This is a genomic window from Sphaerisporangium corydalis (assembly GCF_025506355.1).
GTDB lineage: Bacteria > Actinomycetota > Actinomycetes > Streptosporangiales > Streptosporangiaceae > Sphaerisporangium > Sphaerisporangium corydalis.
In genome coordinates this window covers 1-25,942 of sequence record NZ_JANZYP010000021.1, presented here as the reverse complement: position 1 = coordinate 25,942, position 25,942 = coordinate 1, and the positions used below count along the sequence as shown (strand labels likewise).

The 25,942-nt window shown below is 72.4% G+C and carries 20 protein-coding genes and 1 rRNA gene; 15 read left to right on the top strand and 6 right to left on the bottom strand.

The genetic code is table 11. The features are described from left to right. The first annotated feature begins 5 nt into the window (after positions 1–5). Positions 6–1,046: a phenylalanine--tRNA ligase subunit alpha gene (gene pheS / locus NYZ98_RS16790; RefSeq protein ID WP_262843794.1), complete on the top strand. Its 1,041-nt coding sequence runs from the start codon at positions 6–8 to the stop codon at positions 1,044–1,046. Further along, positions 1,046–3,574 (top strand): phenylalanine--tRNA ligase subunit beta, encoded by a 2,529-nt coding sequence (pheT, locus tag NYZ98_RS16785; protein ID WP_262843721.1) that lies wholly within the window; start codon positions 1,046–1,048, stop codon positions 3,572–3,574. The genes pheS and pheT overlap by 1 nt, the downstream gene beginning before the upstream one ends. A 48-nt stretch (positions 3,575–3,622) precedes the next feature. Here pheT and NYZ98_RS16780 read toward each other — a convergent pair whose 3' ends face one another. The 4 genes from NYZ98_RS16780 to NYZ98_RS16765 all read right to left on the bottom strand — a co-directional run bounded on the left by NYZ98_RS16780 (position 3,623) and on the right by NYZ98_RS16765 (position 10,174). Beyond that, a complete protein-coding gene (locus tag NYZ98_RS16780) occupies positions 3,623–6,805 on the bottom strand; it encodes a penicillin acylase family protein (protein ID WP_262843720.1) in 3,183 nt (1,060 codons plus the stop codon). A 133-nt stretch (positions 6,806–6,938) separates the two neighbouring features. After that, a complete protein-coding gene (locus tag NYZ98_RS16775; protein ID WP_262843719.1) occupies positions 6,939–8,249 on the bottom strand; it encodes an MFS transporter in 1,311 nt (436 codons plus the stop codon). A gap of 84 nt (positions 8,250–8,333) precedes the next feature. After that, positions 8,334–8,996: a response regulator transcription factor gene (locus NYZ98_RS16770; protein ID WP_262843718.1), complete on the bottom strand. Its 663-nt coding sequence runs from the start codon at positions 8,994–8,996 to the stop codon at positions 8,334–8,336. Continuing rightward, a complete protein-coding gene (locus tag NYZ98_RS16765) occupies positions 8,984–10,174 on the bottom strand; it encodes a sensor histidine kinase (RefSeq protein ID WP_262843717.1) in 1,191 nt (396 codons plus the stop codon). Before NYZ98_RS16765 ends, NYZ98_RS16770 begins: the two co-directional genes overlap by 13 nt. Positions 10,175–10,366: 192 nt before the next feature. Between NYZ98_RS16765 and NYZ98_RS16760 the strand changes: the two genes are divergently transcribed. Further along, complete coding sequence (locus NYZ98_RS16760; protein ID WP_262843716.1) at positions 10,367–10,786, top strand: DUF6069 family protein; 420 nt, start codon at positions 10,367–10,369, stop codon at positions 10,784–10,786. Positions 10,787–10,807: 21 nt separating this feature from the next. On the opposite strand, the gene NYZ98_RS16755 is transcribed toward NYZ98_RS16760, so the two are convergent. Both NYZ98_RS16755 and NYZ98_RS16750 read right to left on the bottom strand, forming a co-directional pair. Continuing rightward, on the bottom strand, positions 10,808–11,551 hold the full coding sequence (locus NYZ98_RS16755; RefSeq protein WP_262843715.1) for a phytanoyl-CoA dioxygenase family protein: 744 nt from the start codon (positions 11,549–11,551) through the stop codon (positions 10,808–10,810). Positions 11,552–11,659: 108 nt separating this feature from the next. Then, on the bottom strand, positions 11,660–13,333 hold the full coding sequence (locus tag NYZ98_RS16750; protein WP_262843714.1) for a class I adenylate-forming enzyme family protein: 1,674 nt from the start codon (positions 13,331–13,333) through the stop codon (positions 11,660–11,662). Positions 13,334–13,526: 193 nt separating this feature from the next. On the opposite strand from NYZ98_RS16750, the gene argC reads away from it, so the two are divergent. The 12 genes from argC to NYZ98_RS16690 form a co-directional block, all read left to right on the top strand. Then, a complete protein-coding gene (argC, locus tag NYZ98_RS16745) occupies positions 13,527–14,549 on the top strand; it encodes an N-acetyl-gamma-glutamyl-phosphate reductase (protein ID WP_262843713.1) in 1,023 nt (340 codons plus the stop codon). Between the two features lie 46 nt (positions 14,550–14,595). Beyond that, a complete protein-coding gene (argJ, locus tag NYZ98_RS16740; RefSeq protein ID WP_262843712.1) occupies positions 14,596–15,747 on the top strand; it encodes a bifunctional glutamate N-acetyltransferase/amino-acid acetyltransferase ArgJ in 1,152 nt (383 codons plus the stop codon). After that, positions 15,744–16,670 (top strand): acetylglutamate kinase, encoded by a 927-nt coding sequence (gene argB / locus NYZ98_RS16735; protein ID WP_262843711.1) that lies wholly within the window; start codon positions 15,744–15,746, stop codon positions 16,668–16,670. Before argJ ends, argB begins: the two co-directional genes overlap by 4 nt. Positions 16,671–16,717: 47 nt before the next feature. Then, positions 16,718–17,863: an acetylornithine transaminase gene (locus NYZ98_RS16730; protein ID WP_262843793.1), complete on the top strand. Its 1,146-nt coding sequence runs from the start codon at positions 16,718–16,720 to the stop codon at positions 17,861–17,863. Beyond that, complete coding sequence (argF, locus tag NYZ98_RS16725; protein ID WP_262843710.1) at positions 17,860–18,783, top strand: ornithine carbamoyltransferase; 924 nt, start codon at positions 17,860–17,862, stop codon at positions 18,781–18,783. Before NYZ98_RS16730 ends, argF begins: the two co-directional genes overlap by 4 nt. Beyond that, a complete protein-coding gene (locus tag NYZ98_RS16720; protein ID WP_262843709.1) occupies positions 18,780–19,295 on the top strand; it encodes an arginine repressor in 516 nt (171 codons plus the stop codon). Before argF ends, NYZ98_RS16720 begins: the two co-directional genes overlap by 4 nt. Positions 19,296–19,442: 147 nt before the next feature. After that, positions 19,443–20,642, top strand: a complete 1,200-nt coding sequence (locus NYZ98_RS16715; RefSeq protein WP_262843708.1) for an argininosuccinate synthase — start codon at positions 19,443–19,445, stop codon at positions 20,640–20,642. An 81-nt stretch (positions 20,643–20,723) separates the two neighbouring features. Beyond that, positions 20,724–22,166: an argininosuccinate lyase gene (argH, locus tag NYZ98_RS16710; RefSeq protein ID WP_262843792.1), complete on the top strand. Its 1,443-nt coding sequence runs from the start codon at positions 20,724–20,726 to the stop codon at positions 22,164–22,166. After that, complete coding sequence (locus NYZ98_RS16705) at positions 22,148–22,291, top strand: hypothetical protein (protein WP_262843707.1); 144 nt, start codon at positions 22,148–22,150, stop codon at positions 22,289–22,291. Before argH ends, NYZ98_RS16705 begins: the two co-directional genes overlap by 19 nt. Further along, positions 22,292–23,140, top strand: a complete 849-nt coding sequence (locus NYZ98_RS16700) for a DNA-3-methyladenine glycosylase (RefSeq protein ID WP_262843706.1) — start codon at positions 22,292–22,294, stop codon at positions 23,138–23,140. A 379-nt stretch (positions 23,141–23,519) separates the two neighbouring features. After that, positions 23,520–24,788: a tyrosine--tRNA ligase gene (tyrS, locus tag NYZ98_RS16695; protein WP_262843705.1), complete on the top strand. Its 1,269-nt coding sequence runs from the start codon at positions 23,520–23,522 to the stop codon at positions 24,786–24,788. Positions 24,789–25,844: 1,056 nt separating this feature from the next. Then, positions 25,845–25,942, top strand: a 16S ribosomal RNA gene (locus NYZ98_RS16690); the annotation flags it as partial.

Genomic DNA, 25,942 nt, shown 5'->3' with positions numbered 1-25,942 from the left:
CGCGCATGGAGGCCGAAGCCGTGGCCGCCATCGGCGCCGCCGCCGACCTCGACGAACTCAAGCAGGCGCGGCTGGCCCACGCGGGGGACCGGTCCCCGATCGCGCTCGCCAACCGCGAGATCGGCGCGCTGCCGCCGCAGGCCCGGGCCGAGGCCGGCAAGCGCATCGGCGGGGCGCGCAAGGCGATCGGCGAGGCCGTCGCCGCCCGGCAGGCCGCGCTGGCGGCCGAACGTGACGAACGCGTCCTGATCGAGGAGACCGTCGACGTCACGCTGCCCTGGGACCGCGCGCCGCGCGGGGCCAGGCACCCCCTCACGACCCTGCAGGAGCGCATCGCCGACGCCTTCGTCGCCATGGGCTACGAGGTGGCCGAGGGGCCCGAGCTGGAGGGCGAGTGGTACAACTTCGACGCCCTCAACATCGCGCCCGACGACCCGGTCCGCTCCGAGCACGACACGTTCTTCGTCGAGTCAGCGGACTCGGGCATGGTGCTGCGCACCCAGACCTCCCCGGTGCAGGTCCGCGCGCTGCTGTCGCGCGAGCTGCCGGTGTACGTGATCTCGCCCGGCAAGACCTTCCGCACCGACGAGCTCGACGCCACCCACACCCCGGTCTTCCACCAGGTCGAGGGGCTGGCGATCGACGAGGGCCTGACCATGGCCCACCTGAAGGGGACGCTCGACCGGTTCGCCGAGGTCATGTTCGGCGAGGGCATCGGCACCCGTTTCCGCCCCCACTACTTCCCGTTCACCGAGCCGTCGGCCGAGATGGACCTGCGCTGCTTCGTCTGCCGGGGCGCCTCGGCCGTCCCGGGCAACCCGCCGTGCCGCACCTGCAAGTCCGAGGGCTGGATCGAGTGGGGCGGCTGCGGCATGGTCAACCCGCGCGTGCTGGTGGCCTGCGGCGTCGATCCCGCACGGTACAGCGGGTTCGCCTTCGGCATGGGCGTCGAGCGGACGCTGATGTTCCGCCACGACGCCGAGGACATGCGAGACATGGTCGAGGGAGATGTGCGCTTCACACTCCCGTTCGGTATGGAGGCCTGATGAAGTTCCCGCTCTCCTGGCTGCGGGAGTACGTCGACCTGCCCGCCGCCACCGCCCAAGAGGTCGCCGAGAAGCTCACGGCGGCCGGACTCAAGCTGGAGTCGATCGAGTCCGTCGGCGGCGACATCAAGAACGTCGTCGTCGGCGAGGTGCTCTCCGTCGAGGAACTGGCCGGCTTCAAGAAGCCCATCCGCTACTGCTCGGTCGAGGTCGGGGAGGCGGCGCCGCGCTGGGTCATCTGCGGCGCCGTCAACTTCGCGGTCGGCGACCGGGTGGCGGTGGCCCTTCCCGGCGCGGTGCTGCCGGGCGGGTTCGAGGTCGGTTCCCGCAAGACCTACGGCCACGTGTCCGACGGCATGATCTGCTCGGCGCGCGAGCTGGGCATCGGCGAGGACCACAGCGGCATCCTGATCCTGCCCGCCGACACCCACCTCGGCGCCGACGTGGTCGAGCTGCTCGGCCTGCGCGACGACGTCATCGAGCTGGAGATCGCCCCCGACCGGGGGTACGCGCTGTCGATCCGCGGCGTGGCCCGCGAGGCCGCCACGGCCTTCGGGGTGCCGTGGCGCGACCCGGCCGACGTGGAGCCGCCCGCGCCCGCCGGCGAGTCCCACCCGGCGTCGATCGCCGACCCCTCGGCGTGCGACCGCTTCGTGCTGCGCTCGGTGTCGGGGGTCGACCCGGCCGCCGAGACCCCGATGTGGATGCAGGTGCGCCTGGCCCGCGCGGGGATGCGGCCGGTGTCCCTGGCCGTCGACGTCACCAACTACCTGATGATCGAGCTGGGCCAGCCGCTGCACGCCTTCGACCGCTCCCGGCTGAGCGGGCCCGTCGTGGTCCGCAGGGCCGGGCCGGGCGAGACCCTGGAGACGCTGGACCACGTGGTGCGCGAGCTGCACCCCGAGGACATCCTGATCACCGACTCCTCCGGCGCGATCTCGATGGCCGGCACGATGGGCGGGCTGGACACCGAGATCTCCGACGCGTCCACCGACCTGGTGATCGAGGCGGCGCACTTCTCCGCCACCGGCACCAGCCGCATGTCGCGGCGCCACAACCTGGTCAGCGAGGCGTCGCGCCGGTTCGAGCGCGGCGTCGACCGCGAGCTTCCCCTGTACGCCTCCTGGCGCGCGGTCCAGCTCTTGGTCGCCTACGGCGGCGGCACCGCGGACACGGGCGTCACCCACGCCTGGGTGGACACCGAGCCCGCGACGATCACCATCCCGGCCGACCACCCCGACCGGGTGGCCGGCGTCGTCTACGGCCGCGACACGGTGGTGCGCCGCCTGGAGCAGGTCGGCTGCACCGTGGTCAGCCAGGGCGCCGGGGCCGAGGCGCCGCCGGCCGACGTGCTGGAGGGCCCGGTGCCGCCGGACCCGGCCGAGCTGCTCACGGTGACCGCGCCGTCGTGGCGTCCCGACCTGACCGACCCCAACGACCTCGCCGAGGAGGTCATCCGCCTCGAAGGGTACGAGAAGCTGCCGTCGGTGCTGCCGGCCGCCCCGGCGGGGGCGGGTCTCACCGAGGCGCAGCGCCTGCGCCGCCGCGTGGGCCGGGCGATCGCCTCCGCCGGGTACGTCGAGACGCTCTCCTACCCGTTCATGGGCGAGCGCGACCTGGACGGCCTGCAGCTTCCCGCAGAGGACGCGCGGCGCCGTGCCCTGCGCCTGGCCAACCCGATCAGCGAGGACGAGCCGCTGATGCGCACGACCTTGCTGCCGGGGCTGCTGAAGACCCTGGTGCGCAACGTGGGCCGGGGGTTCGGCGACCTGGCGCTGTTCGAGTCCGGCCTGGTCTACCGGCCCGAGCCTGGCGCCCCGGCCACCGCCCCGGTGCTCGGGGTCGACCGCAGGCCGACCGAGGAGGAGCTGGCCTCCATCGCGGCCGCCCTGCCGCGCCAGCCGCTCCGGCTGGCCGTGGTGCTGGCCGGTGAGCACGACCGGTCCGGCTGGTGGGGCGAGGGCCGCAACGCGACCTGGGCCGACGCCGTCGAGGCCGCGCGCGTGGTGGCGCGTGAGGCCGGGGTCGAGGTGAGCGTGCGGGCCGACCGCCACGAGCCGTGGCACCCCGGCCGGTGCGCCGCGCTGTACGCGGGGGAGACGCTGCTCGGGCACGCCGGCGAGCTGCACCCGCGCGTCGCCGAGGCGTACGGGCTGCCGGCGCGCACCTGCGCGATGGAGTTGGAGCTGAGCGTCCTTGAGGCGTTGCTGCCCGGCCCGGTGAAGGCCGAGCCGGTCTCGTCCTACCCGGTGGCCACGCAGGACGTCGCGCTGGTCGTCCCGGCCGAGGTCCCGGTGAGCGAGGTCGAGGCGGCGCTGCGCGCGGGCTCGGGGCCGCTGCTGGAGTCGATCCGGCTGTTCGACCTGTACACCGGCGCGCAGGTGGGCGAGGGCAGGAAGTCGCTGGCCTACACCCTGCGCTTCCGGGCTCCGGACCGCACGCTGACGGTCGAGGAGACCACGGCCGCCAGGGACGCCGCGGTGGCGTCCGCGTCCGAGCGCACCGGCGCCCAGATGCGCGGGGCCTAGCCGCGGGGACGGCGGCGGACCCGGTCCGCCGCCGTCCGTGCCGCGCGGTCAGCGGGGGTATACCTCCATCTCGTAGAGGGAGTACCCGTAGGAGGTGCCGCGGGTGACGCCCTTCATGCGCACGTAGCGCGCGGTGACCGGGGCGAACGTGACGTTGTCCACGCCGCCGTTCCCGGTGGCGGTGGAGTGGACGGTGGTCCAGGCCGAGCCGTCGGTGGAGGTCTGGATCGCGTACGCCGACCCGTAGGCGGCCTCCCAGCGGAGCACCACCCGGGCCACGGTCTTGGTGGAGCCGAGGTCGACCCGGAGCCACTGGTCGTCGCTGGACGCGCTGGACCACCGGGTGGAGGGGTCGCCGTCGATGGCCTTGCCCGCCGGGTAGAGCAGGATGAACTGGCTGCTGGACGCGGTGGCCGACCCGCCGATCGACAGGTTGGCGATCGCGTCGCCCCGGTGGGCGGGGAACGACACGACCTGCTGGTACGTTGGCCGGTTCTGCCAGGCGATCAGCTGCTGTTTGATGCCGCCGAGCGGTGACTGGCGGATGGAGTCGGCGCACCACTGGTCGCCCGCCGCGCACGCGTCGTCGGCCGGGTAGGTGGTGGTGGCGGGTTCGGCGAGCGCCGCCGACAGGCTGGAGAGCAGGGCCGTGCGGCAGCCCGCCACCGTGCCGCCGCCGCAGTACCTGGCGGCCAGCGGGCCGGCGACGGGGTCGCCGAGCACCGACCGGACGTCCTTGCCGACCAGGCCCCACCACCCGTACTGGAACGAGGACCCCTTGTGGGTCTGGGCCTCGTTGGCCGAGCCGGGCAGGCTGGAGACGTCTCCTTGCTGGTGGCCCGAGGGGGACTCGTTGATCTGCAGGGCGTTGACCAGCGACTGGTAGAGCCCGTCGCCCAGGGCGGGTTTGAACTCGGCCCGCACCAGCTTCGGCCACCAGGCGTCGAACACCCGGATGGCGTCGGCGTCGGCGTAGGCCCGGCTGCCCGGTGAGGTCTCCAGCCTGCGGGCGCCCGAGGAGGCCCACGCCGAGAGCCGTGCCACCGCCGAGGCGAGCGCCGGGTCGGTCACGGCCGCGCTGTTGATCACCCGCAGCAGGTCGGGGAGCACCTTCTTGCCGCGCAGGTCGGTGACGGCGGCGTCGGCGACGATCTTCACGGTGCCGGCCCGGTCCAGCTTGCCCGCGCCGGACAGCGCCGCCTTGACCGGGGCGTCCAGCAGGTCGGCCCGGTGCACGGGGCCGAAACTGAAGTTGCCGTCCGCCGCGCCGTAGTCCTTGGCCTGCTTGTTGTTCCAGCTCACCAGGTAGTCCTGGCCCGCGGTCTGCGGGTGGGTGGCCGGGGCGGTGTAGGTGGCGGTGTTGGCGGTGGGATCGAAGCCGGCCCATTCGTGCGCGGTGTCGGCCGGCATCGGCAGGTTCGGGTCGGAGGCGGCTGACCTGACCGGGGTGTTGCCCGACATGAAGTACGCCGCGTCGGTGGAGTTGACGTAGAACCAGTTGAACGCGAAGCCGATCGCCGAGGCGGAGTTGGCGAACGCGGCGGCGTCGCCCATCTGGGCCGGGTCGTTGAACATCTGGAACCCGATCGCCGAGTCGGCCTCGTGCTGGTAGGTCGACCGCAGGGAGGCGAACGCGGTGGGCTGCCCGCCGACGGTGCCGCGCCAGGTCACCAGGCCGTACTTGGTGCGTTTCATCACCAGGTCGTAGGACCCGGCGGCCGTGGTGTCGGCGACCGTGGGCTTCCAGGAGTTGGTCTTCTTCAGCGTCTCCATGGCCGTGCAGGTGCCGTGGTACAGGTAGTGGTCCGACGCCGTGGTCGCCGTGCCGCCGCCGGGCTCGCAGAGCCGCAGGGCGTAGGTGTCGGTGATGTCCTGGCCGGAGGAGGTCGCGCTCCACGCGTAGTCGGTGCCCCGGCCGAGCAGGACGTAGAAGTTCAGCCCGGAGAAGGCGGCGCCGCGTGCCCGGATGCCGGGCCCCGACAGTTCCTCCAGCATGAGGAGCTGGGGGGCGAAGTACCCGGTCTGCGGGCCGAAGACGGCGATCGGGTGGCCGGAGGCGGACTTCGCGGCCGACACCACCACGGCGTTGGACATGCCGGGCTTGGAGTTGTCGACCAGGAGCCCGTCCAGCGCGCCCCGGGAGGCGGAGGTCGCGGTGGTGGCCGACCCGCTCTCGCGTTCGGTGATGTCCACCGGGACGGTCGAGGGGTCGGGGAGCACGGCCCCGGTGGCGCCGGGGGCGTCGCCCGAGGGGAAGCTCTGCCCGTCGTGCAGGGTGAGCGTGGCCTCGGGGTCGTTGCGCGCCCGGAACGCCGACCAGGCCTGGTCGCCGGCGACGGTGCCGTACTTGGCGCGGGCGGCGACCCGCACGAGCGCGGACTGCATCTCGGCCCCGCCACCGCCGCCGAACAGACCGCCGATCACGCCGGACACCGCGACCAGGTCGGTCATGGTGAAGTCCTGGGGCCCGCCCTCGTTGGTGATCGCGTCGAGGTGGCCGGTCAGCACGTACTCGCCGGGGCAGTTGCGCCCGGCCATGCAGTGGTCGATGTAGGCGTTGATCCCGCTGACGTAGTTCTGCACGTCGGCGTAGAGCTGGGCGCCCCGGGGGCCGGCGGCGCCGAGCCTGGTGATCTGGGCCTGCAGGTCGGCCTCGGTGTAGGGGGAGTTGCGCCAGACGCTCTGTTCCAGCGCGCGGTTGCCGGGCGCGCCGCCGGCGAACGGGGTCAGCTCGCCCCGGCCGACGTGCCGCATCAGGTCCATGACCCACAGGCGGTCCTGCGCGCCCGCGTAGCCGGCGCCGAACATCGTGCCCTCGCGGGTGGTCCCGGTGATGTGCGGCACGCCGGTGGCCCGGTCGCGGACGATGGTCACGTCCGCCCGTGGGCTGGTGGTGCTCTCGGCCTGCCCGGCGGGCACGCCGAACGAGCCGTCGTTGAAGAAGGCGCTGATCTGGTCGTCGGTCAGCCCGGTGTACCCGGAGATGAGGCCGGCGTACTTGCCGAGCTGGTCGTCGCTGTGCCGGGGCATCGTGCCGAGCGACTGGTTGGCGAGGATCTCGACGAGGGTCGCGTTGCCGTTCTGGCCTGGCGGCAGCACGTCCGCGCACTGGCCGAGACAGTAGTCGTCGGCGGTGTAGACGGCCGCGGAGGCGGGCACGACGGGGGATGCCAGCGCGAGGATCACCAGGGCCGAGGCCGCCGTGATCGTCCGCCGGAGACGTGCGGGCATGTGGAGAACCCCCAAAACATGAGGTGGACTCGGGTGTCTGCGAGGAACATACGCTCGCCCCCACATCGGATCAATGGCCGCTGTGATAATCGCGCCCCCTTTCCATCCCGAAGGGCGGCGCCCCCGCCAGGGGTCAGGGGGAGACGGGTGTTTCGCGGCGGGCGCGTTCGGCCAGGGCGTGTTCGTCGGTGCGGGCGTCGTAGGCGCGGAACCTCGGCAGCGCGGCGGCCATGGCGGCGACCGCGCCCATGCACAGCAGGCCGCCCAGGCCCAGGGAGAAGCGGGGGCCGCCCGCCTGGGCCAGGAAACCGGCGCGGGCGTCGCCGAGCATGGGGCCGGTGGAGTACGACAGCAGCTCGATGCCGGCGAGCCGGCCCCGGTACTCGTCGGGGATCGTCTGGTTCCAGATGATGCCGCGGAACAACCCGCTGATCATGTCGGCGCCGCCGGCCAGGGCCAGGAACACCGCCATCAGCCAGATGTTCGGCATGACCGAGGCCACGAGCACGCCCGCGCCCCACAGGGTGGCCGACACGATGACGGCCCGGCCGTGGCGGTGGACGTGCGCGGTCCAGCCGGAGGTGGCGGAGGCGATCACCGAACCGACGCCTCCCGCCGCGTACAGCACGCCGAGGGCCGGGGTGGCGTGCAGGTCCTCGGCGAGGAAGGGGAACAGGGCGTTGGAGAACGCGAACACCATGGCCGCGATGTCGACCAGGTAGGTGCCCATCAGATCGGGGCGCCTGAGGGCGTACCTGACCCCTTCCACCAGTGAGCTCAGCGAGGCGGGGGCGGCCTCGGCCGCCAGCGACACCGGCCTGACCCGGACGAGCAGGATCAGCGACAGCAGGAAGGTCACGATGTCGATGCCGTAGGAGGTCGCGGGCCCGAAGGCGACCACGATGACCCCGCCGACGGCCGGGCCCACGATCATGCCCGCGTTGCGGGTCAGGCCCTGGATGGCGAACGCCGCGCCCATCTGGTCGAGCCTCAGCACCCGGTTGATGATCGCCTGTTCGCTGGGGCCGCGCAGGCTGGACAGGCCAGCCGAGAGCCCCGCCACCACGTACAGCACCGGGATCTGCGCCTGCGGCGGCAGCCACAGGGCGCTCGCCATGAGCAGCACCGAGGTGACGCACAGGCCGACCTCGGACAGCACGACGATCTTGCGCCGGTCGAGGGCGTCGGCGATGGCCCCGCCCCACAGCCCGCACACCACCATCGGCCCGAACTCCGCGAGGCTGACCAGGCCGACCGCGACGTAGGAGCCGGTGAGCTGCTTCATCTGGAACGGCACGGCCACCATGGTCAGCACGCTGCCGAACATGCTCACCACACCCGAGCCGAGCAGGAGCCGGAAGTCGCGGGACTCGCGGATCGGGCTCACGTCCATGCGCAGGCGGAGCAGCAGCGTTCTGAGCGATCGTGGCGGGCTGGTGGGCACAGACGGCAATTCTGGAGGCCGGCGCCGTCGCGGAGCAATTCATTTTCCGAGGTGGCCCGCCGTCCCGGGCGCGCGCGCCCCGGGTCAGGTGAGGCCGGCGTCGTGCGCGAGGAGGGCGATCTGGGTGCGGTTGTCGAGGCCCAGTTTGCCGAGCACGTTGGAGACGTGCGCCTTGACGGTGGCCACGCTCATGAACAGTTCCGCGGCGATCTCGGCGTTGGCCCGGCCGTGCGCCACGGCGAGGACCACCTCGTTCTCGCGCGGGCTGAGGGTGGCCAGCGCCGCGCGGGCCCGCTGGTAGGCGCCCGCCTGTGTGGCCGTGCGGTCCATGAGCCTGCGGGTGATCCGGGGGGACAGGATCGGGTCCCCGGCCGCGACCTTGCGGACCGCTTCGACGATCTGCGCGGGCGGGGTGTCCTTGAGCAGGAAGCCGCTGGCCCCGGCGCGCAGCGCGTACACGATGTTCTCGTCGGTGTCGAACGTGGTCAGCATGATCACCTCCGGCGGGTTCCGCCTGCTCCGCAGCCTGCGGGTGGCGGTGATGCCGTCAACGCGCGGCATCCGCAGGTCCATCAGCACGACGTCGGGCGCGTGCGCGTCTGCGGCCGCGAGCACCTCGTCGCCGTCGGCGGCCTCGCCCACCACGGCGATGCCGTGGATGCCGTCGAGCATCATCGACAGCCCGGCGCGCACGAGGGCGTCGTCGTCCACGACGAGCACGCGCAGCGGGCGGTTCACGCCGGCCACGGCAGCCAGGCGTGCAGGCGGAACTCGCCGGCGGTCACCTCGTGGTCGAGCCGCCCGCCCGCGAGCTGCACCCGCTCGGTCAGCCCGACCAGGCCCGTCCCGGTGCCGGGGGTGATCGGCGCGGCGGCGCCGCCCTCGCGCAGCGGGTTGCGGATGTCGATCACGAACCGGGCGCCGGGCCGGCCCTCCAGGACCACCTCGACGGGCTGGCTCGCCGCGTGCTTCCTGGCATTGGTCAGCCCCTCCCGCACGACCCGGTAGGCGGTGCGCGCGGCGGCCGGGGGCAGGGCGTCCGGATCGACCACCTCGTCGCGCAACCGCACCTGCCCTCCCGCGTCACGGGACTCGTCGACCAGCCGGGGAAGGTCGGCCAGCGCGCGCTGTGGCCATCCCTCGGGGTCCTGGTCGTCGGCGGTGTCCTCGTCGCGCAGCACGCTGATCACTTCGCGGAGCTCGTCGAGCGCCTGGTGCACTCCGGCGCGGACCACCCCGGCGGCGCGGGAGAGCTGTTCGGGCGGGGAGTCAGGGCGGTACTCCAGCGCGCCCGCGTAGGTGGCCAGCAGGGACAGCCGATGGGCCAGCACGTCGTGCATCTCCCGGGCGATCCTGGTCCGTTCGAGCATCCGGGCCTCGGCCACCCGCCGGCCCTGCTCGGCCTCGGCGCGGCGGGCGCGCTCGCGCAGCGACCTGACGAGCGCGCGGCGCGCCTGGGCCAGGGCGCCCCAGCCGACCAGCGCGCCGTACCCGGCGACGATCAGGACCAGCCACCAGGCGTAGGAGATCCCTCCGATCGGCCGCCACACGCCGCGCACCGCGTGCGCCGCGATCCCCGCCGCGCCCACCGCGACCGCCACGCGGAAACCGCGCCGTTGGGCGACCAGCAGGGCGGCCAGCGTGGCGGCCGGGGTGGCGGCCGGCGACACCAGCGCCAGCAGGGTGAGTCCCAGCGCGGCGGGGACCGGCCGCCACAACACGACGGGCGCGAGCGCCCAGCTCAGCACCCCGGCCGCGATGTCGAGACCGAGGAACGGTTCGGCCGGTCGCGCGCCGAGCCGGGCCCAGATCGTCAGCGCGACCATCACCCCCACCCCCGCTATCACGGTGGTGACGGTGACGGGCCCGGGGGCACTGCGGCAGTCGGCCTCGGCCTCGGCGTCGCGGTAGCTGTCGTCGTTCACCCGGCAAACAGTAGTTCCGGGTGTCGCGGCGGCGGCACCTACCAAAGTCGATGCCTTGACCTACCGCGGACGGACCCGGCATGGCCGCCCGCCCGTGGCGGCGGCCGCGCCGCGACGGCGACGCTGTGGACCTGAACCAAGCGGACCTGCCGTGGTACGGCCCGCTCCTCCCGTCCCGCAAAGGGGAAACACGTGTCCCACGAAACCATGCCCACCCGTCCCGCTTCGAGGAGCGCCACCCGGCGCGCGCTGGCGGTGGCCGGCGCGGCGGCCGCGGCGCTCGCCCTCTGGGCGCTGGCCGGCCCGGTGGCCGGAGTCGACCTGACCGTCCGGACGGGCGGTGCCGAGCAGCCCGTCGGGCCGGCCTCGGTGGCCGTGACGAGCGTTCTCGCCGGGCTGGCCGCGTGGGGGCTGCTCGCGCTGCTGGAGCGGGTCACCTCGCGGCCGGGGCGCGCCTGGACGATCATCGCGGTCGTGGTGCTCGTGCTGTCGCTGGCCGGGCCGCTCGGTAGCGCCGTCGGCACGGCGAGCACGGTGACCCTGGCCGGCATGCACCTGGTGGTCGCCGCGGTGCTCATCCCCGTCCTCGGCCGTTCGGCGCGCGGCCGGTGAGCACGCCGGCGCCGGGAGGGGTCAGGTCGTCCGCACGGTCGGGTCGACGCCGCGCAGCATCATGCCCTGGCCCCTGGAGTGGTGGACGTCGTCGGCGGGGGAGTCCTCGGGATCGCGGAACTGGATCAGCAGGGTCGTGCGCGCCTCGGGCGCGGTGTTGACGCCGGACCCGTGCACGGTGAGGTAGCTGAGGAACAGCACGTCCCCCGCCTCGGCCTCGATGGGCACGGCGGCCTCCAGCGGCCACTGTGACGGCGGCAGATGCCAGCCGCCCTCCTCGATGTGCGGGAGCGGCCCGTTCTTGTGGCTGCCCGGCACGACGCGCACGCATCCCTTCTCCTCCGGCGCGTCGTCGAAGTGGAAGATGGCGGCGCCCACGGTGTGCCTGGTGTGGGGGAGGTGCGGGGCGTCCTGGTGCATCGGGAAGGGCGACCCCTTCTCCGCCGGCTTCACGAAGATCTTGGTGTGGTGGAGCTGGACGTTGCCGGTGCCCATCACGGCCGCCGCCACGTCGGTGAAACGCGGGTCGACCATGAGCCGCGCGAACGCGGCCGAGTAGAACTGCGCGTCGTGGCAGTGCCGCAGCTCGGTCGGGCCGGCCGCCAGCTCACGGGCGCTGCCCCACGTCGGGTCCGTCCCGCGCAGCCGCGCGAGCACCGCGTGGCTCTCCTCCCGGTAGGCCAGGGCCTCCGACCTGCTGAGCAGCCCTTTGACCAGCAGGTACCCGTTGTCCCTGTAGAACCGGACCGACGATGCGCCGACCATCCCGCCTCCCGCCGCCATGCGTTCATGATGCCCGCGAACGGGCCGCCGCTCCCGTCCGCCTCCCGCGGGCCCGGCGCCTCGGCCGAGGCGCCGGGCCGCGCGGCGGTCTCACAGGCCGAGGGTCTCCTTGCGCAGATGGGTCTTGAGGATCTTGCCGCCGGGGTTGCGCGGAAGCTCGGCGTCGCGGAACCAGAACCGGACCGGGATCTTGAACGGGGCCAGCACGCCGGCCAGGAACCCGCGCAGCTCCTCGGCGGTCGCCCGCGTGCCCGGCTTCAGCCGCACGACGGCGCCGACCTGCTCGCCCAGCTCGTCGTCGGGGATGCCGATGACGGCGGCGTCGTCGATGGCGGGATGCTCGAACAGGGCCGCCTCGACCTCGGCGCAGTAGACGTTCTCGCCGCCCCTGATGACCATGTCCTTGGCCCGGTCGACGATGAAGACGTAGCCCTCCTCGTCGACCCTGGCCAGGTCGCCGGTGTGCAGCCATCCCTGAACGAACGTCTCCGCCGTCGCGTCCGGGCGGTTCCAGTAGCCGCTGATCACGTTGGGGCCGCGCATGCACAGCTCGCCGACCTCGCCCACCGGCAGCTCCCGGCCGAGGGGGTCGGAGACGCGCACGTCGCACACGGCCACGGGCAGGCCGATGCTGTCGGGCTTGGCCAGGTACGCGGGCCCGCTGTTGTAGATCGCGAGCGCGGTCGTCTCGGTCATGCCGTACCCGTTGGAGGCCTGGCGCTGCGGGAGCTGGTCGTTGATGCGCTCCAGCAGCTTGGGCGGGGCCGGGGCGCCGCCGTAGCTCACCCCGCCGAGGCTGGAGATGTCGTACTTGCCGAAGTCGGGGTGGGACAGCAGCTGCCAGGCGTTCGTGGGGACGCCGGTCATGATCGTGACCTTCTCCCGCTCGATGAGCTGGAGCGCCAGTCCGGGGTCCCACTTGTACATCAGGACCAGGCCGCCGCCGGTGAACATGGTCGCGGTCATCACCGCGAAGCACCCGGTGACGTGGAACAGCGGCACGGTGAGCAGGGTGATCCGCCGCGCGCTCGCCGCCGTGGCGGGGTCCTTGCCGGCCAGGGCCACGCTGCGCAGCAGGGCGTAGGCGACGGTCATCGGCGACTGGCCGAGGTTGCGGTGGCTGCCGAGCGCGCCCTTGGGGCGCCCGGTGGTCCCGGAGGTGTAGAAGATCGTCGCGGGGTCCTCGGGGCCGAGGTCGACCTCCGGGAGCGTCGCGCCGGGGTCCACCTCGCCGAGGACCTCGGCGAACTCACGCGCGCCGGGGGGAAGCCCGCCGGCCGACCGGGTGACGATCATCGGTGCCGCGGTGTCCCGCAGCCGCTCGGCCCGCTCGCCGTCGACGATGACGACCTTGGCCCCGGAGTCGGTCACCCCGTACTCCAGCTCAGGGGTGGTCCACCAGGCGTTGAGCGGCACCGCCACCGCTCCGAGCGCCAGGATGGCCGAGAACGAGACGACCCACTCGGGGTAGTTGCGCATGGCGATGGCGACCCGGTCGCCCTTGGTGACGCCGAAGTCCTCCGCGAGCCGCCGGGCCAGCGTCGCCGCCCGCCGGAAGTGCTCCTCGTAGGTGATCCGCTCGTCCTCGTAGGCGAGGAAGACCTTGTCGCCGTGGAAGCGGCTGTTCTCCAGGAGGGCGCGGAAGGTCGTGGGGGCGTGCTTCCAGGTGCGGACCTTGGCCCCGAGGACCTCGACCTCGTCCATCTCGAAGAGCTGGCCCGGTCCGGTGAGCTGGGCCTGGACCTGGTCGTGGGTGACAGTCATGCGCGGTGACTCCCGGGGATGAGTAGGTGCCGTCTCCTGAGAAGTCGAGGATACCGACCGGTAGGTACGGACAACAGAGGTTCGGGTCAGTGACGTGTCCCGGTGGGCCGGGTTGCATGAAGATGCTGGGCCGTGCATACTTTTCCCGTATAGAAGTCATGAGGTCGGGTGCATGTTCATGCGAGGGGGAGCGATGAAGGCCGCGGTCGCCGGAGCCAGCGGATACGCCGGAGGCGAGCTGCTGCGCCTGCTCCTGACCCACCCCGCCCTGGAGATCGGCGCGCTGACGGCGGGCGCCAGCGCAGGAGGCACGCTGGGCGAGCACCAGCCGCACCTCCCCGCCCTGGCGGGCACGGTGCTCCAGGACACCACCGCCGAGGCGCTCAAGGGCCACGACGTCGTCTTCCTCGCCCTCCCGCACGGCCGGTCCGCCGCCATCGCCGGGCAGCTCGGCGACGACACTTTGGTCGTCGACTGCGGCGCCGACTTCCGCCTCGACGACCCCGACGAATGGACCCGCTTCTACGGCGGGGAGCACGCCGGCACCTGGCCGTACGGGCTGCCCGAGCTGCCCGGCCAGCGCGAGGTCCTGCGGACCGCCCGGCGCGTCGCGGTGCCCGGCTGCTACCCGACCTCGGCCACCCTCGCCCTGTTCCCCGCCTTCGCCGCCGGGCTGGCCGAGCCCGACGTCGTGGTCGTCGCGGCCAGCGGCACCTCCGGCGCCGGGCGCTCGCCCAAGACCAGCCTGCTGGGCAGCGAGGTCATGGGCGCGGTCAGCGCCTACGGCGTCGGTGGCGCCCACCGCCACACCCCGGAGATGGCGCAGAACCTCTCCAAGGTCGCCGGCCGGCCGGTGAGGGTGTCCTTCACCCCGATGCTCGCCCCGATGAGCCGGGGCATCCTCGCCACCTGCACCGCCCTCGCCGTCCCCGGGCTGACCCAGACGGCGCTGCGCGAGGCGTACGCGGCGGCGACCGAGCATGAGCCCTTCCTGCGCCTGCTGCCCGAAGGCACCTGGCCCTCCACCGCCATGACCCTCGGCGCCAACACCGCCGCGCTCCAGGTGACCCTGGACGAGCGGGCCGGGCGCGTCGTCGCCGTGGTGGCCATCGACAACCTGACCAAGGGCACCGCGGGCGGGGCGATCCAGAGCGCCAACCTCGCCCTCGGCCTGGCAGAAGAACTCGGCCTTCCCCTCAATGGAGTCGCCCCGTGAGCGAGCGCAGCGAGATGATCCCCGCCCCGGCCCCCGGGGGGCGGGCATGAGCGTCACCGCCCCCCTCGGCTTCCGCGCCGCCGGAGTCCCCGCGGGCCTGAAGTCCGGCGGCGCCCGCGACGTCGCCCTGGTCGTCAACGACGGCCCCTCGCGGGCCGCGGCCGGGGTCTTCACCCGCAACCGCTTCAAGGCCGCCCCGGTCCTGTGGTCCCAGCAGGTGCTCGCCGGCGGCCGGGTGGTCGCGGTCGTCCTCAACTCCGGCGGGGCGAACGCCTGCACCGGCCCGGCCGGCTTCCAGGACACCCACGCCACCGCCGAGACGACCGCCGAACTCCTCGGCGACTCGGCCGGCGAGATCGCGGTCTGCTCCACGGGGCTGATCGGCGAGCGGCTGCCCATGGACGCCCTGCTGCCCGGCGTCGCCTCCGCGCACGCCCAGCTCGCCAGGGACGGCGGCCTGGCCGCCGCCGACGCGATCCGCACCACCGACACCGTCACCAAGATCTCCTTCCGCCGGGGAGAGGGCTACATGGTGGGCGGCATGGCCAAGGGCGCGGGCATGCTCGCCCCCGCCATGGCCACCATGATCAGCGTGATCACCACCGACGCGGACCTGACCTCCGAGGAGCTCGACCGGGTCCTGCGCAAGGCCGTCTCGGTCACCTTCGACCGGCTGGACACCGACGGGTGCATGTCCACCAACGACACCGTGCTGCTGCTCGCCAGCGGCGCCTCCGGCGTCACCCCCCACCCCGCCGAGTTCGAGAAGAAGGTCACCGAGGTCTGCGCCGACCTCGCGAGGCAGCTCCTGGTCGACGCCGAAGGCGCCACCAAGGCCATCGCCATCGAGGTCGTCGGCGCCGCCCACGAGGACGACGCCGTGGACGTCGGCAGGGCCGTGGCCAGGTCCAACCTGCTCAAGTGCGCCCTCCACGGCGAGGACCCCAACTGGGGCCGCGTCCTGTCGGCCGTCGGCACCACCGACGCGGTCTTCGAGCCCGACCGGGTCAACGTCGCCATCAACGGCATCTGGATCTGCCGGGGCGGCGCCACCGGCGACGACCGCGCCAAGGTCGACCTGCGCCCCCGCGACGTGACGATCACCATCGACCTGTCGGCCGGGCCGCACAGCGCCACCGTGCACACCACCGACCTCACCGCCGACTACGTCCACGAGAACTCGGCGTACTCGACATGAGCGCGATCGGCGGGCCGGACCTGGGCGGCGGGGACCAGGCGCACGCCAAGGCCGCCGTCCTCATCGAGGCCCTGCCCTGGCTGCGGCGCTTCCGCGGCGCGACCGTCGTCGTGAAGTACGGCGGGCACGCCATGGCCGACGAGACCCTGCGCGCGAGCTTCGCCGACGACATGGTGTTCCTGCTGCACGCCGGGCTCAGGCCCGTCGTCGTGCACGGCGGCGGACCCCAGATCAACGCCCACCTCGACCGGCTCGGCATCGCCAGCAGCTTCACCGCCGGGCTGCGCGTGACCACCCCCGAGGCCATGCAGGTCGTGCGCATGGTGCTGGTCGGCCAGGTCAACCGCGACGTCGTCGGCATGATCAACCGGCACGGCCCGTTCGCGATCGGCATGTCGGGCGAGGACGCCCACCTGTTCACCGCCGAGCGCAAGCACGCCGAGGTGAACGGCGAGAAGGTCGACATCGGCCAGGTCGGCGAGATCGTCCGGGTCGAGGCGGGCGCCGTGCGTGCCCTGCTCGACGACGGGCGCATCCCGGTGGTGTCCTCGATCGCGCGCGGCGAGGACGGCGAGATCTACAACGTCAACGCCGACACCGCCGCCGCGGCGCTCGCGGTGGCGCTGGGCGCCGGCAAGCTCGTCGTCCTCACCGACGTCGAGGGCCTGTACGCCGACTGGCCGGCCGCGGGGGAGGGCACGGCCGCCGAGGTGATCAGCCGGTTGACCGCACCCGAACTGGCCAAGCTCCTGCCGGGGCTGTCCAGCGGCATGGTGCCCAAGATGGAGGCCTGCCTGACGGCCGTCACCGGCGGCGTCCCCCAGGCCCACGTGCTCGACGGCAGGGTGCCGCATTCGGTACTGCTCGAAATCTTCACGGACGAGGGGATCGGAACCATGGTCGTGCCCGAGGCGGGATCGTGAAAGGCACCGGCGCCCAGGCGCTCAGGGAACGCTTCGAGGCCGCGTTCATGCCGAACTACGGGGTCCCTCCCCTGGTCCCGGTCCGCGGCGAGGGCTGCTACGTCTGGGACGCCGACGGGGTGCGCCACCTCGACCTGATCGCCGGCATCGCGGTCAGCTCGCTCGGCCACGCCCACCCCGCGCTGGTGGAGGCCGTGTCCCGGCAGGTGGCGGCGATCGCCCACACCTCCAACCTGTTCGTCAACGAGCCGGAGGTGCTGCTCGCCGAGCGCCTGCTCCACCTGCTGGAGGCCCCGGGGAGGGTCTTCCTCGCCAACTCCGGCACCGAGGCCAACGAGTGCGCGCTCAAGCTCGCCATCAAGCACGGCAGGACCACCGGCAGGCGGTACTTCGTCGCCGCCGAGAACGGCTTCCACGGCCGCACCCTCGGGGCGCTCGCGCTGACCGGCAAGGCGTCCATCCGCGACCAGTTCGGCCCGTTCCCGATCGACGTCCGCTTCGTCCCCTACGGTGACGCCGACGCGCTCAAGCAGGCCGTCACCGAGGACTGCGCGGCGGTCTTCCTTGAGCCCACCCAGGGCGAGGCCGGCGTCGTGCCGCCGCCCGACGGCTACTTCACCACCGCCAGGGAGATCTGCGACGCCACCGGCGCGCTGCTGGTGCTCGACGAGATCCAGTCGGCGATCGGCCGCACCGGCCACTGGTTCGCCCACCAGCACGACGGCATCGTCCCCGACGTGCTCACCCTGGCCAAGGGCCTCGGCGGCGGGATGCCGATCGGCGCCTGCGTCGGCCTCGGCGACGCCGGCACGATCTTCGCCAAGGGCGACCACGGCTCCACCTTCGGCGGCAACCCGGTGTCCAGCGCCGCCGCGCTCGCGGTGCTCACCACCATCGAACGCGACGGGCTACTCGCCCACGTCCGCACCATCGGCGAACGGCTCAAGCAGGGCATCGCCGCCATCGGCCACCCGCTGCTCTCCGGGGTGCGCGGGCGGGGCCTGTGGCTGGCCGCCGTGCTCACCGACGGCCGCGCCGCCGACGTCCAGGCCGCCGCCCAGCGCGCCGGCTTCCTGGTCAACGCCGTCCAGCCCGACGCCGTGCGCATCGCGCCCCCGCTGGTGATCACCGCCGAGCAGGCCGGCACCTTCGTCGCCGCCCTTCCCGCCATCCTCGCCGAGGTGGCCCCATGAGCGCCGTCCGGCACTTCCTGCGGGACGACGACCTGACGCCCGCCGAGCAGGCCGAGGTGCTCGACCTGGCCGAGACGATGAAGAAGGACCGGTTCGCCCACCGGCCGTTCGAGGGCCCGAAGACCGTCGCGGTCCTGTTCGACAAGCACTCCACCCGCACCCGCGTCTCCTTCGCGGTCGGCATCGCCGAGCTGGGCGGCCAGCCGCTGATCATCGACGCGGGCGGCTCCCAGATGGGCCGGGGGGAACCGGTCGAGGACACCGCCCGCGTCCTGTCCCGCCAGGTCGCCGCGATCGTGTGGCGCACCTTCGGCCAGGACCGCATCGAGGCCATGGCCTCGGCGTCGGCCGTGCCCGTCGTCAACGCGCTGACCGACGAGTTCCACCCCTGCCAGATCCTCGCCGACCTGCTGACCGTCCGCGAGCGGCGGGGCACCCTCGCCGGGCAGACGCTCACCTACCTCGGCGACGGCGCCAACAACATGGCCCACTCCTACCTGCTCGGCGGCGCCACCGCCGGGATGCACGTCCGCGTCGCCGCGCCGGCCGCCTACCAGCCCGACGCCCTCATCCTGAACCGCGCCGCCGAGATCGCCGCCACCACCGGCGGATCGGTCACCGTGCTCACCGACCCCGCCGCCGCCGCGGCGGGCACCCACGTCCTGGCCACCGACACCTGGGTGTCCATGGGACAGGACGGCAAGGACGAGCGGGCCGCCGCGCTCATGCCCTACCAGGTCAACTCCGAACTGGCCGGCCTGGCCGCCCCCGACGTCATCGTCCTGCACTGCCTGCCCGCCTACCGGGGCCTGGAGATCACCGCCGAGCTGATCGACGGCCCCCGCAGCGTAGTGTGGGACCAGGCGGAGAACCGCCTGCACGCCCAGAAGGCCCTGCTCCACTGGCTGGTGGCGCGATGACCATCCCGCTGACCAAGGCCGGTCGGCTCGCGAAGATCGCCGAGCTGGTCAACCGCCACCGCGTCAAGTCCCAGCCGGAGCTGGCCAGGCTGCTCGCCGAGAGCGGGGTGGAGGTCACCCAGGCCACCCTCTCGCGTGACCTCGACGAACTGGGCGCGCTGAAGCTCAGGGGCGACGACGGCTCCCTGGTGTACGCGCTGCCCGGCGAGGGCGGGGCCCGCATACCGCTGACCCGCATGGGCGCGGGCGAGAGCCCGGCGGCCCGGCTGCGGCGGGTGGCCGAGGAGCTGCTGGTCTCGGCCGACGCCTCGGCCAACCTCGTGATCGTCCGGACGCCCCCCGGCGCCGCCCAGTTCCTCGCCTCCGCCCTGGACCACGCCGACTGGGAGTCGATCCTCGGCACGGTCGCCGGCGACGACACGATCCTGGTGATCAGCCGCGATCCGGTGGGCGGCACCCTCCTCGCGGACTCACTGCTCAGGCTGACGGCCCGACGTAGTCAGCCCGCGTGAGGCGGGCATCGCCGGCCCGCGCGAGGCGGGCATCAGCGACAGGCCCGGAGGAACGGGCGCCCACCACCGGCTCGCGCCGGCCGGGCCGACCGCCCGGGTGTTACCCGAACAAGCCATACAAGAATTCTTTCCTGGGAGAGCAGAGCAATGACTGACAGGGTGGTACTCGCCTACTCCGGCGGCCTGGACACGTCCGTGGCCATCCCCTTCCTCGCCGACCAGACCGGCGCCGAGGTCATCGCCGTGGCCGTCGACGTCGGCCAGGGCGGCGAGGACATGGAGGTCATCCGGCAGCGCGCCCTCGACTGCGGCGCCGCCGAGTCGGTCGTGGTGGACGCCCGCGAGGAGTTCGCCGCCGACTTCTGCGTGCCCGCGCTCCAGGCCAACGCCCTCTACATGGACCGCTACCCGCTGGTGTCCGCCCTGTCCCGGCCGCTGATCGTCAAGCACCTGGCCACCGCCGCCAAGGCGTTCAACGGCACCCACGTCTCCCACGGCTGCACCGGCAAGGGCAACGACCAGGTCCGGTTCGAGGCCGGCCTCTCCGCGCTCAACCCCGCCCTGAAGGTCATCGCGCCCGCCCGCGACTACGCCTGGACCCGCGACAAGGCCATCGCCTTCGCCGAGGAGAAGGGCCTGCCGATCGACGTCACCAAGAAGTCGCCCTACTCCATCGACCAGAACATCTGGGGCAGGGCCGTCGAGACCGGCTTCCTGGAGGACATCTGGAACGGCCCCATCGAGGACGTCTACTCCTACACCGCCGACCCCGCCCAGCCGCGTGAGCCCGACGAGGTCGTGGTCACCTTCCAGGCGGGCGTGCCGACCGCACTGGACGGCCGCGCCCTCACCCCGTTCCAGATCATCGCCGAGCTCAACCAGCGCGCCGGCGCCCAGGGCGTCGGGCGGCTCGACATGGTCGAGGACCGGCTCGTCGGCATCAAGTCCCGCGAGGTGTACGAGGCGCCGGGCGCCATCGCCCTGATCACCGCCCACATGGAGCTGGAGAACGTCACCGTCGAACGCGACCTCGCCCGCTTCAAGCGCTCGGTCGACCAGCGGTGGGGCGAACTGGTCTACGACGGCCTGTGGTTCTCGCCCCTGAAGAACGCGCTCGACACCTTCATCGCCGACGCCCAGAAGCACGTCACCGGCGACATCCGCATGACCATGCACGCCGGGCGCGCCGTGGTGACCGGCCGGCGCTCCGAGACGTCCCTGTACGACTTCTCGCTGGCCACCTACGACACCGGCGACGCCTTCGACCAGTCCCTGGCCAAGGGATTCGTCCAGCTCTGGAGCCTTCCCTCGAAGATCGCCGCCGCCCGGGACGGTCGTCTCGGCTGACGGGCCCCGTTTGGGCTAGGGTCGCGGATTGAGCATTGGATCTGGGAGAAGAGGAGAACGGTGGCTGAGGGTGGCAAGCCCATGCGGCTCTGGGGTGGCAGGTTCGAAGGCGGACCGGCGGACGCGCTGACGCGGCTCTCGGTCAGCGTGCAGTTCGACTGGAGGCTCGCGCCGTACGACCTGCTGGCGTCACGGGCGCACGCCCGGGTCCTCCACCGCGCGGGGCTGCTGAGCGAGGCGGAGCTCGAACGCATGCTCGCGGCCCTGGACGACCTCGAACTCGCCTGCAAGTCCGGCGACTTCCGCCCCGTCGTCGCCGACGAGGACGTGCACACCGCGCTGGAACGAGGACTCCTGGAGCGTCTCGGCTCACTCGGCGGCAAACTGCGCGCCGGCCGCAGCCGCAACGACCAGGTGGCCACCGACCTGCGGCTCTACCTCCGCGACCACGTCCGCTCCATCGTGTCGCGGCTCGTCGAGCTGGAGACGGCCCTGATGAGCCAGGCCGAGGAGCACGCCGCGACCGCGGCCCCCGGCATGACCCACCTCCAGCACGCCCAGCCGGTGTCGTTCGGGCACCAGCTTTTGGCGCACGTCCACCCGATCGCCCGCGACGTCGACCGGCTGCGCGACTGGGACCGGCGCGCGGCCGTCTCCCCGCTGGGCGCCGGCGCCCTCGCCGGGTCGTCGCTGCCCCTGGACCCGCAGGCGGTGGCCGAGGAGCTCGGCTTCGACTCCGCGGCGCCGAACTCCATGGACGCCGTCGCCGACCGCGACTTCGCCGCCGAGTTCCTGTTCTGCGCGGCGCTGATCGGCGTCCACCTGTCGCGGCTGGGCGAGGAGATCGTCCTGTGGGCCTCCCAGGAGTTCCACTGGATCGAGATGGACGACGCCTACTCCACGGGCTCGTCGATCATGCCGCAGAAGAAGAACCCCGACGTCGCCGAGCTGGCGCGCGGCAAGTCCGGCCGGCTCATCGGCAACCTGGTGTCCCTGCTGACCACCCTCAAGGGCCTGCCGCTCACCTACAACCGTGACCTGCAGGAGGACAAGGAGCCGGTGTTCGACGCCGTCGACACGCTGCTGCTCGTGCTGCCCGCGGTCTCCGGCCTGGTCTCCACCATGCGGGTCAACACCGCCCGCCTGGAGTCCTCGGCGCCCGACGGCTTCGCGCTCGCCACCGACCTGGCCGAGCTGCTGGTCCGCAGGGGAGTGCCGTTCCGCGACGCCCACGAGGCCGTCGGCCACCTCGTGGTGTGGTGCCAGGTCAACGACACCACCTTCGAAAAGCTGACCGAGCAGGACCTCGCCAAGATCTCCCCGCACTTCGTGGAGACCCCCGGCGGGGCGGCCGTCCCCGGCGACCGTGGCGGCGTGCCCGGCACGCTCGACGTACTGAACGTCCAGGGCGCCCTCGCCTCACGCAAGGCGCACGGGGGGACCGCGCCCGACCGGGTCCGCGACCAGCTCACCGCCCTCCGCGAGATCGTCGACGGCCAGGCCGCGTGGGCGACCGGATCGTAGACCGGGACATCTTCGAGGTGGGGGACCGGATCGTGGACCGGGAGTCCTTCGAGGTGGGGGACCGGATCGTGGATCGGGAGTCCTTCGAGGTGGGCCACCGCATCCTAGATCGGGAGTTCTTCTAGGTGGGCGACCGGATCCTGGATCGGGAGTTCTTCGACCGGCCCGCGCACGAGGTGGCGCCCGACCTGCTCGGGCGCGTCCTTCGGCACGGGCCGGTCGCGGTACGCCTCACCGAGGTCGAGGCCTACGGCCCGCCCGGCGAGGACCCCGCGTCCCACACCTACCGGGGGCGGACCCCGCGCAACTCCGTCATGTTCGGCCCCCCGGGGCACCTGTACGTCTACTTCACCTACGGCATGCACTACTGCGCCAACCTCGTCTGCCTGCCCGAGGGGATGGGGTCGGGGGTGCTGCTACGCGCCGGCGAGATCATCGAGGGCGCCGACCTAGCCCGCACCCGCCGCCACCGCCCGAGCACGTCCCCCGCGCTCACCGGCCGAGACCGCACCCCACCCACCCGCGACCTGGCCCGAGGCCCAGCCCGCCTGGCCGTCGCCCTGGCCCTGACCCGCGCCCACAACGGCCTCGACTGCTGCACCCCCCCACCCACAGAACGGCCCGCCCGCCCGGACCTCAGCGGTCATTTGGAGCGGAGCGGTCGCCCGGACTCCAGCGCTTACGCGGAGCGGAACAGCGACGCCGAGCCAAGCGGTCACGCGGGATCCAGGCCCTCTACTTCCCCCGTCCCTGGCGCGGAGTCCGGCGCCGACCTCTCACGCGAGAGCGACGCCGGCTGGAGTTCGGCGGAGCTTCAGGTGCTGGTGGGAGAGCCCGCCGACCCGGCGCTGATCCGCTCCGGACCGCGAACCGGCGTGTCCACCGGCGCCACCACCCCCTGGCGCTTCTGGATCGACGGCGACCCCACCGTCTCCCCGTACCGCAAGCACGTCCCAAAGACCAGACCGGCCTGACCCTCGTCCACACAGGCCGGACCGGCCCTCGCTCGCGGCGGATGGGCCTCACCTTGGACATGCCAGACCGGCCTGAACCTCGGTCGTGACGGGCCGCACCCGCCCTTGCTCGCGGCGGATGGACCTGACCTCGGTCGTGCCGAACCGATCCACCCTCGGTCGTGCCGGGCCAAGTCCGCTTCTGGTCGGACTAGGCCGAGCTGACCCTCGGTCCTCCCGGGCCGAGTCGGCTCTTGGTCATACCCAGGCACGGCCGGCCCTCCATCGCGACCGCGCGGTACGTCTTTCAAGTGGCGGAGTGGTGCGATGATCGGGCAGGCTGTAAGACAGGGCGAAAGCCGTACACCCATCCGTCGAACGAACAATGAAGGCCGGGATCGTGACCGACATCCTCGATGACCTTGCTTGGCGCGGCCTGATCGCGCAGTCCACCGATATCGACGCCCTCCGGGTGGCGATGGACGAAGGTCCGATCACGGTCTATTGCGGATTCGACCCGACGGCGCCCTCGCTGCACGTCGGCAACCTCGTCCCGCTCCTCGCGCTGACACGCATCCAGCGCGCGGGCCACCGCGCCATCGGCCTGGTCGGCGGCGCCACCGGTCTGATCGGCGACCCCAGCGGCAAGAGCGAGGAGCGTTCGCTCAACTCGACCGAGGTCGTCGAGGAGTGGGTGAGCCGCATCCGTGTCCAGGTCGAGAAGTTCATCGACCTCTCCGACGCCTCCGGCTCCATCCTGGTGAGCAACCTCGACTGGACCGCCGGGCTGTCGGCGATCGACTTCCTGCGCGACGTCGGCAAGCACTTCCCCGTGAACCGGATGCTCGCCCGCGAGTCGGTGTCCTCTCGCCTGGCGGGGGAGGGGCTGAGCTACACCGAGTTCAGCTACCAGATCCTCCAGGCCAACGACTACCTCGAACTCCACCGGCGCCACGGCTGCACGCTGCAGATCGGCGGCAGCGACCAGTGGGGCAACATCACGGCAGGCTGCGACCTGATCCGCCGGGTCGAGGGCGGCCACGTGCACGCGCTGACCGTCCCGCTCATCACCAAGGCCGACGGCACCAAGTTCGGCAAGACCGCCGGCGGCGCCGTCTGGCTGGACCCCGAGCTGACCTCGCCGTACGCGTTCTACCAGTTCTGGCTGAACTCCGATGACCGCGACGTCGTGAAGTTCCTGAAGATCTTCAGCTTCCGGACCAGGGACGAGATCGAGGCGCTGGAGAAGAGCGCCTCGGAGCGCCCTGCGGCACGAGAGGCGCAGCGGGCCCTCGCGGAGGAGTTCACGACGCTGCTCCACGGCGCCGACGAGTGCGCCGCGGTGATCGCCGCATCGGGCGCCCTCTTCGGCCAGGGCTCCCTCCAGGAGCTCCCTGAGCGCACGCTCGCGTCCGCGCTGGCCGAGGTACCCCGGGCCACCGTCCCCGCCCTCGGAGCCTCCTACGTCGACCTGCTCGCCGAGAGCGGCCTGGTGGAGAGCAAGTCGGCGGCCCGCCGCGCCGTCAAGGAGGGCGGCGCCTACCTCAACAACACCAAGGTCACCGACGAGACCCTCATCCCCACCACCGCCGATCTCCTCCACGGCCGCTACCTGGTCCTCCGCCGAGGCAAACGCTCCGTAGCCGGCATCGAAACCCCCCCCAACTAACCCACCCCCGCGCGGGTTCCCACCCCCGCGCGGGTTCCCACCCCCGCGCGGGTTCCCACCCCCGCGCGGGTTCCCACTCCCGCGCGGGATCGCACTCCCGCACTCACATCCCGCGCGGGATCCCACCCTGCGGGTTCACACCCCTCGGGATCCCCCCTGGGATCCCCCCTGGGATCCCCCCTGGGATCCCCCCTGGGATCCCCCCTGGGATCCCCCCTGGGATCCCACCCTCGCCCGTCCTCACTCCCACCGCTGCTGCTCCTCCTCTTCGGCGCCGAGGCGGCGGGACGGTGGTCGGTGTTCCCGGCGCCCCATACGGCGCCAGACCGGCCACCCGGCGCCAGACCGGCCATCCAGTACACCTGGCCTGGTCCCTTCGCCGACCCGCGACCGTCCCAGTCGACTGCCATCGCCATCCACTGCCGAAGAAGGAAGACGTTCGCTCTTCGGCAACAGTCCTGTAGCGGGCGGGTGAGACTTTGTGTCATCGGAGGATTGAGCTGGGAGACCTTGCCCAGAGCGATTTGACGAAGCTCCTGAGGCGGCTTAGTGTTCTGTTCGCCCCAGGGAAACGACGGGCCGCCGCACAGGCGCCTGGCTCCCGGGCATCCCGAGTACACACTCTCGGATTCACCGTCTCCGATGGAGGATCCGGCCTCGAAGTGTTGTCCACGCGAGATCGGTTCGAACTTTTCGATGGTTCGATGTGACAGCGCGTTGGCAACGGGGTAAGTTACACGGGTTGCCCTGGCGACGGGGTGGCATTAGATGGACGGTTGAGACAGCCACAACTCAGGTCGGATGATTTGACAAGGGTTGTCGAGACCAGCTAAAATTGATCAACGAGATGTCCGCCCCTGGCGGGATCGTAGCCACTCCGGCTTCGATCGCGAACGGTGTACGCGTCCGTTTCTTGAGAACTCAACAGTGTGTTAAAAGCCAGTGCATGATTATGCATTTTCTCCGTCCTTCACACGCTTCGGTGTGTGGGGGGTGGTTCCTTTGGTTGACATCGCGCAGGTGATGCGTGGTGTTCGCCGGGATTTCTTCAGGCATTGTTTGGAGAGTTTGATCCTGGCTCAGGACGAACGCTGGCGGCGTGCTTAACACATGCAAGTCGAGCGGAAAGGCCCTTCGGGGTACTCGAGCGGCGA

Coding starts and splice junctions, on each gene's coding strand:
- pheS (WP_262843794.1), top strand. CDS start 6: ATGGAGGCCGAAGCCGTGGCCGCCATCGGCGCCGCCGCCGACCTCGAC.
- pheT (WP_262843721.1), top strand. CDS start 1,046: ATGAAGTTCCCGCTCTCCTGGCTGCGGGAGTACGTCGACCTGCCCGCC.
- NYZ98_RS16780 (WP_262843720.1), bottom strand. CDS start 6,805: ATGCCCGCACGTCTCCGGCGGACGATCACGGCGGCCTCGGCCCTGGTG.
- NYZ98_RS16755 (WP_262843715.1), bottom strand. CDS start 11,551: ATGGTCGGCGCATCGTCGGTCCGGTTCTACAGGGACAACGGGTACCTG.
- NYZ98_RS16750 (WP_262843714.1), bottom strand. CDS start 13,333: ATGACTGTCACCCACGACCAGGTCCAGGCCCAGCTCACCGGACCGGGC.
- argC (WP_262843713.1), top strand. CDS start 13,527: ATGAAGGCCGCGGTCGCCGGAGCCAGCGGATACGCCGGAGGCGAGCTG.
- argJ (WP_262843712.1), top strand. CDS start 14,596: ATGAGCGTCACCGCCCCCCTCGGCTTCCGCGCCGCCGGAGTCCCCGCG.
- argB (WP_262843711.1), top strand. CDS start 15,744: ATGAGCGCGATCGGCGGGCCGGACCTGGGCGGCGGGGACCAGGCGCAC.
- NYZ98_RS16730 (WP_262843793.1), top strand. CDS start 16,718: ATGCCGAACTACGGGGTCCCTCCCCTGGTCCCGGTCCGCGGCGAGGGC.
- argF (WP_262843710.1), top strand. CDS start 17,860: ATGAGCGCCGTCCGGCACTTCCTGCGGGACGACGACCTGACGCCCGCC.
- NYZ98_RS16720 (WP_262843709.1), top strand. CDS start 18,780: ATGACCATCCCGCTGACCAAGGCCGGTCGGCTCGCGAAGATCGCCGAG.
- NYZ98_RS16715 (WP_262843708.1), top strand. CDS start 19,443: ATGACTGACAGGGTGGTACTCGCCTACTCCGGCGGCCTGGACACGTCC.
- argH (WP_262843792.1), top strand. CDS start 20,724: ATGCGGCTCTGGGGTGGCAGGTTCGAAGGCGGACCGGCGGACGCGCTG.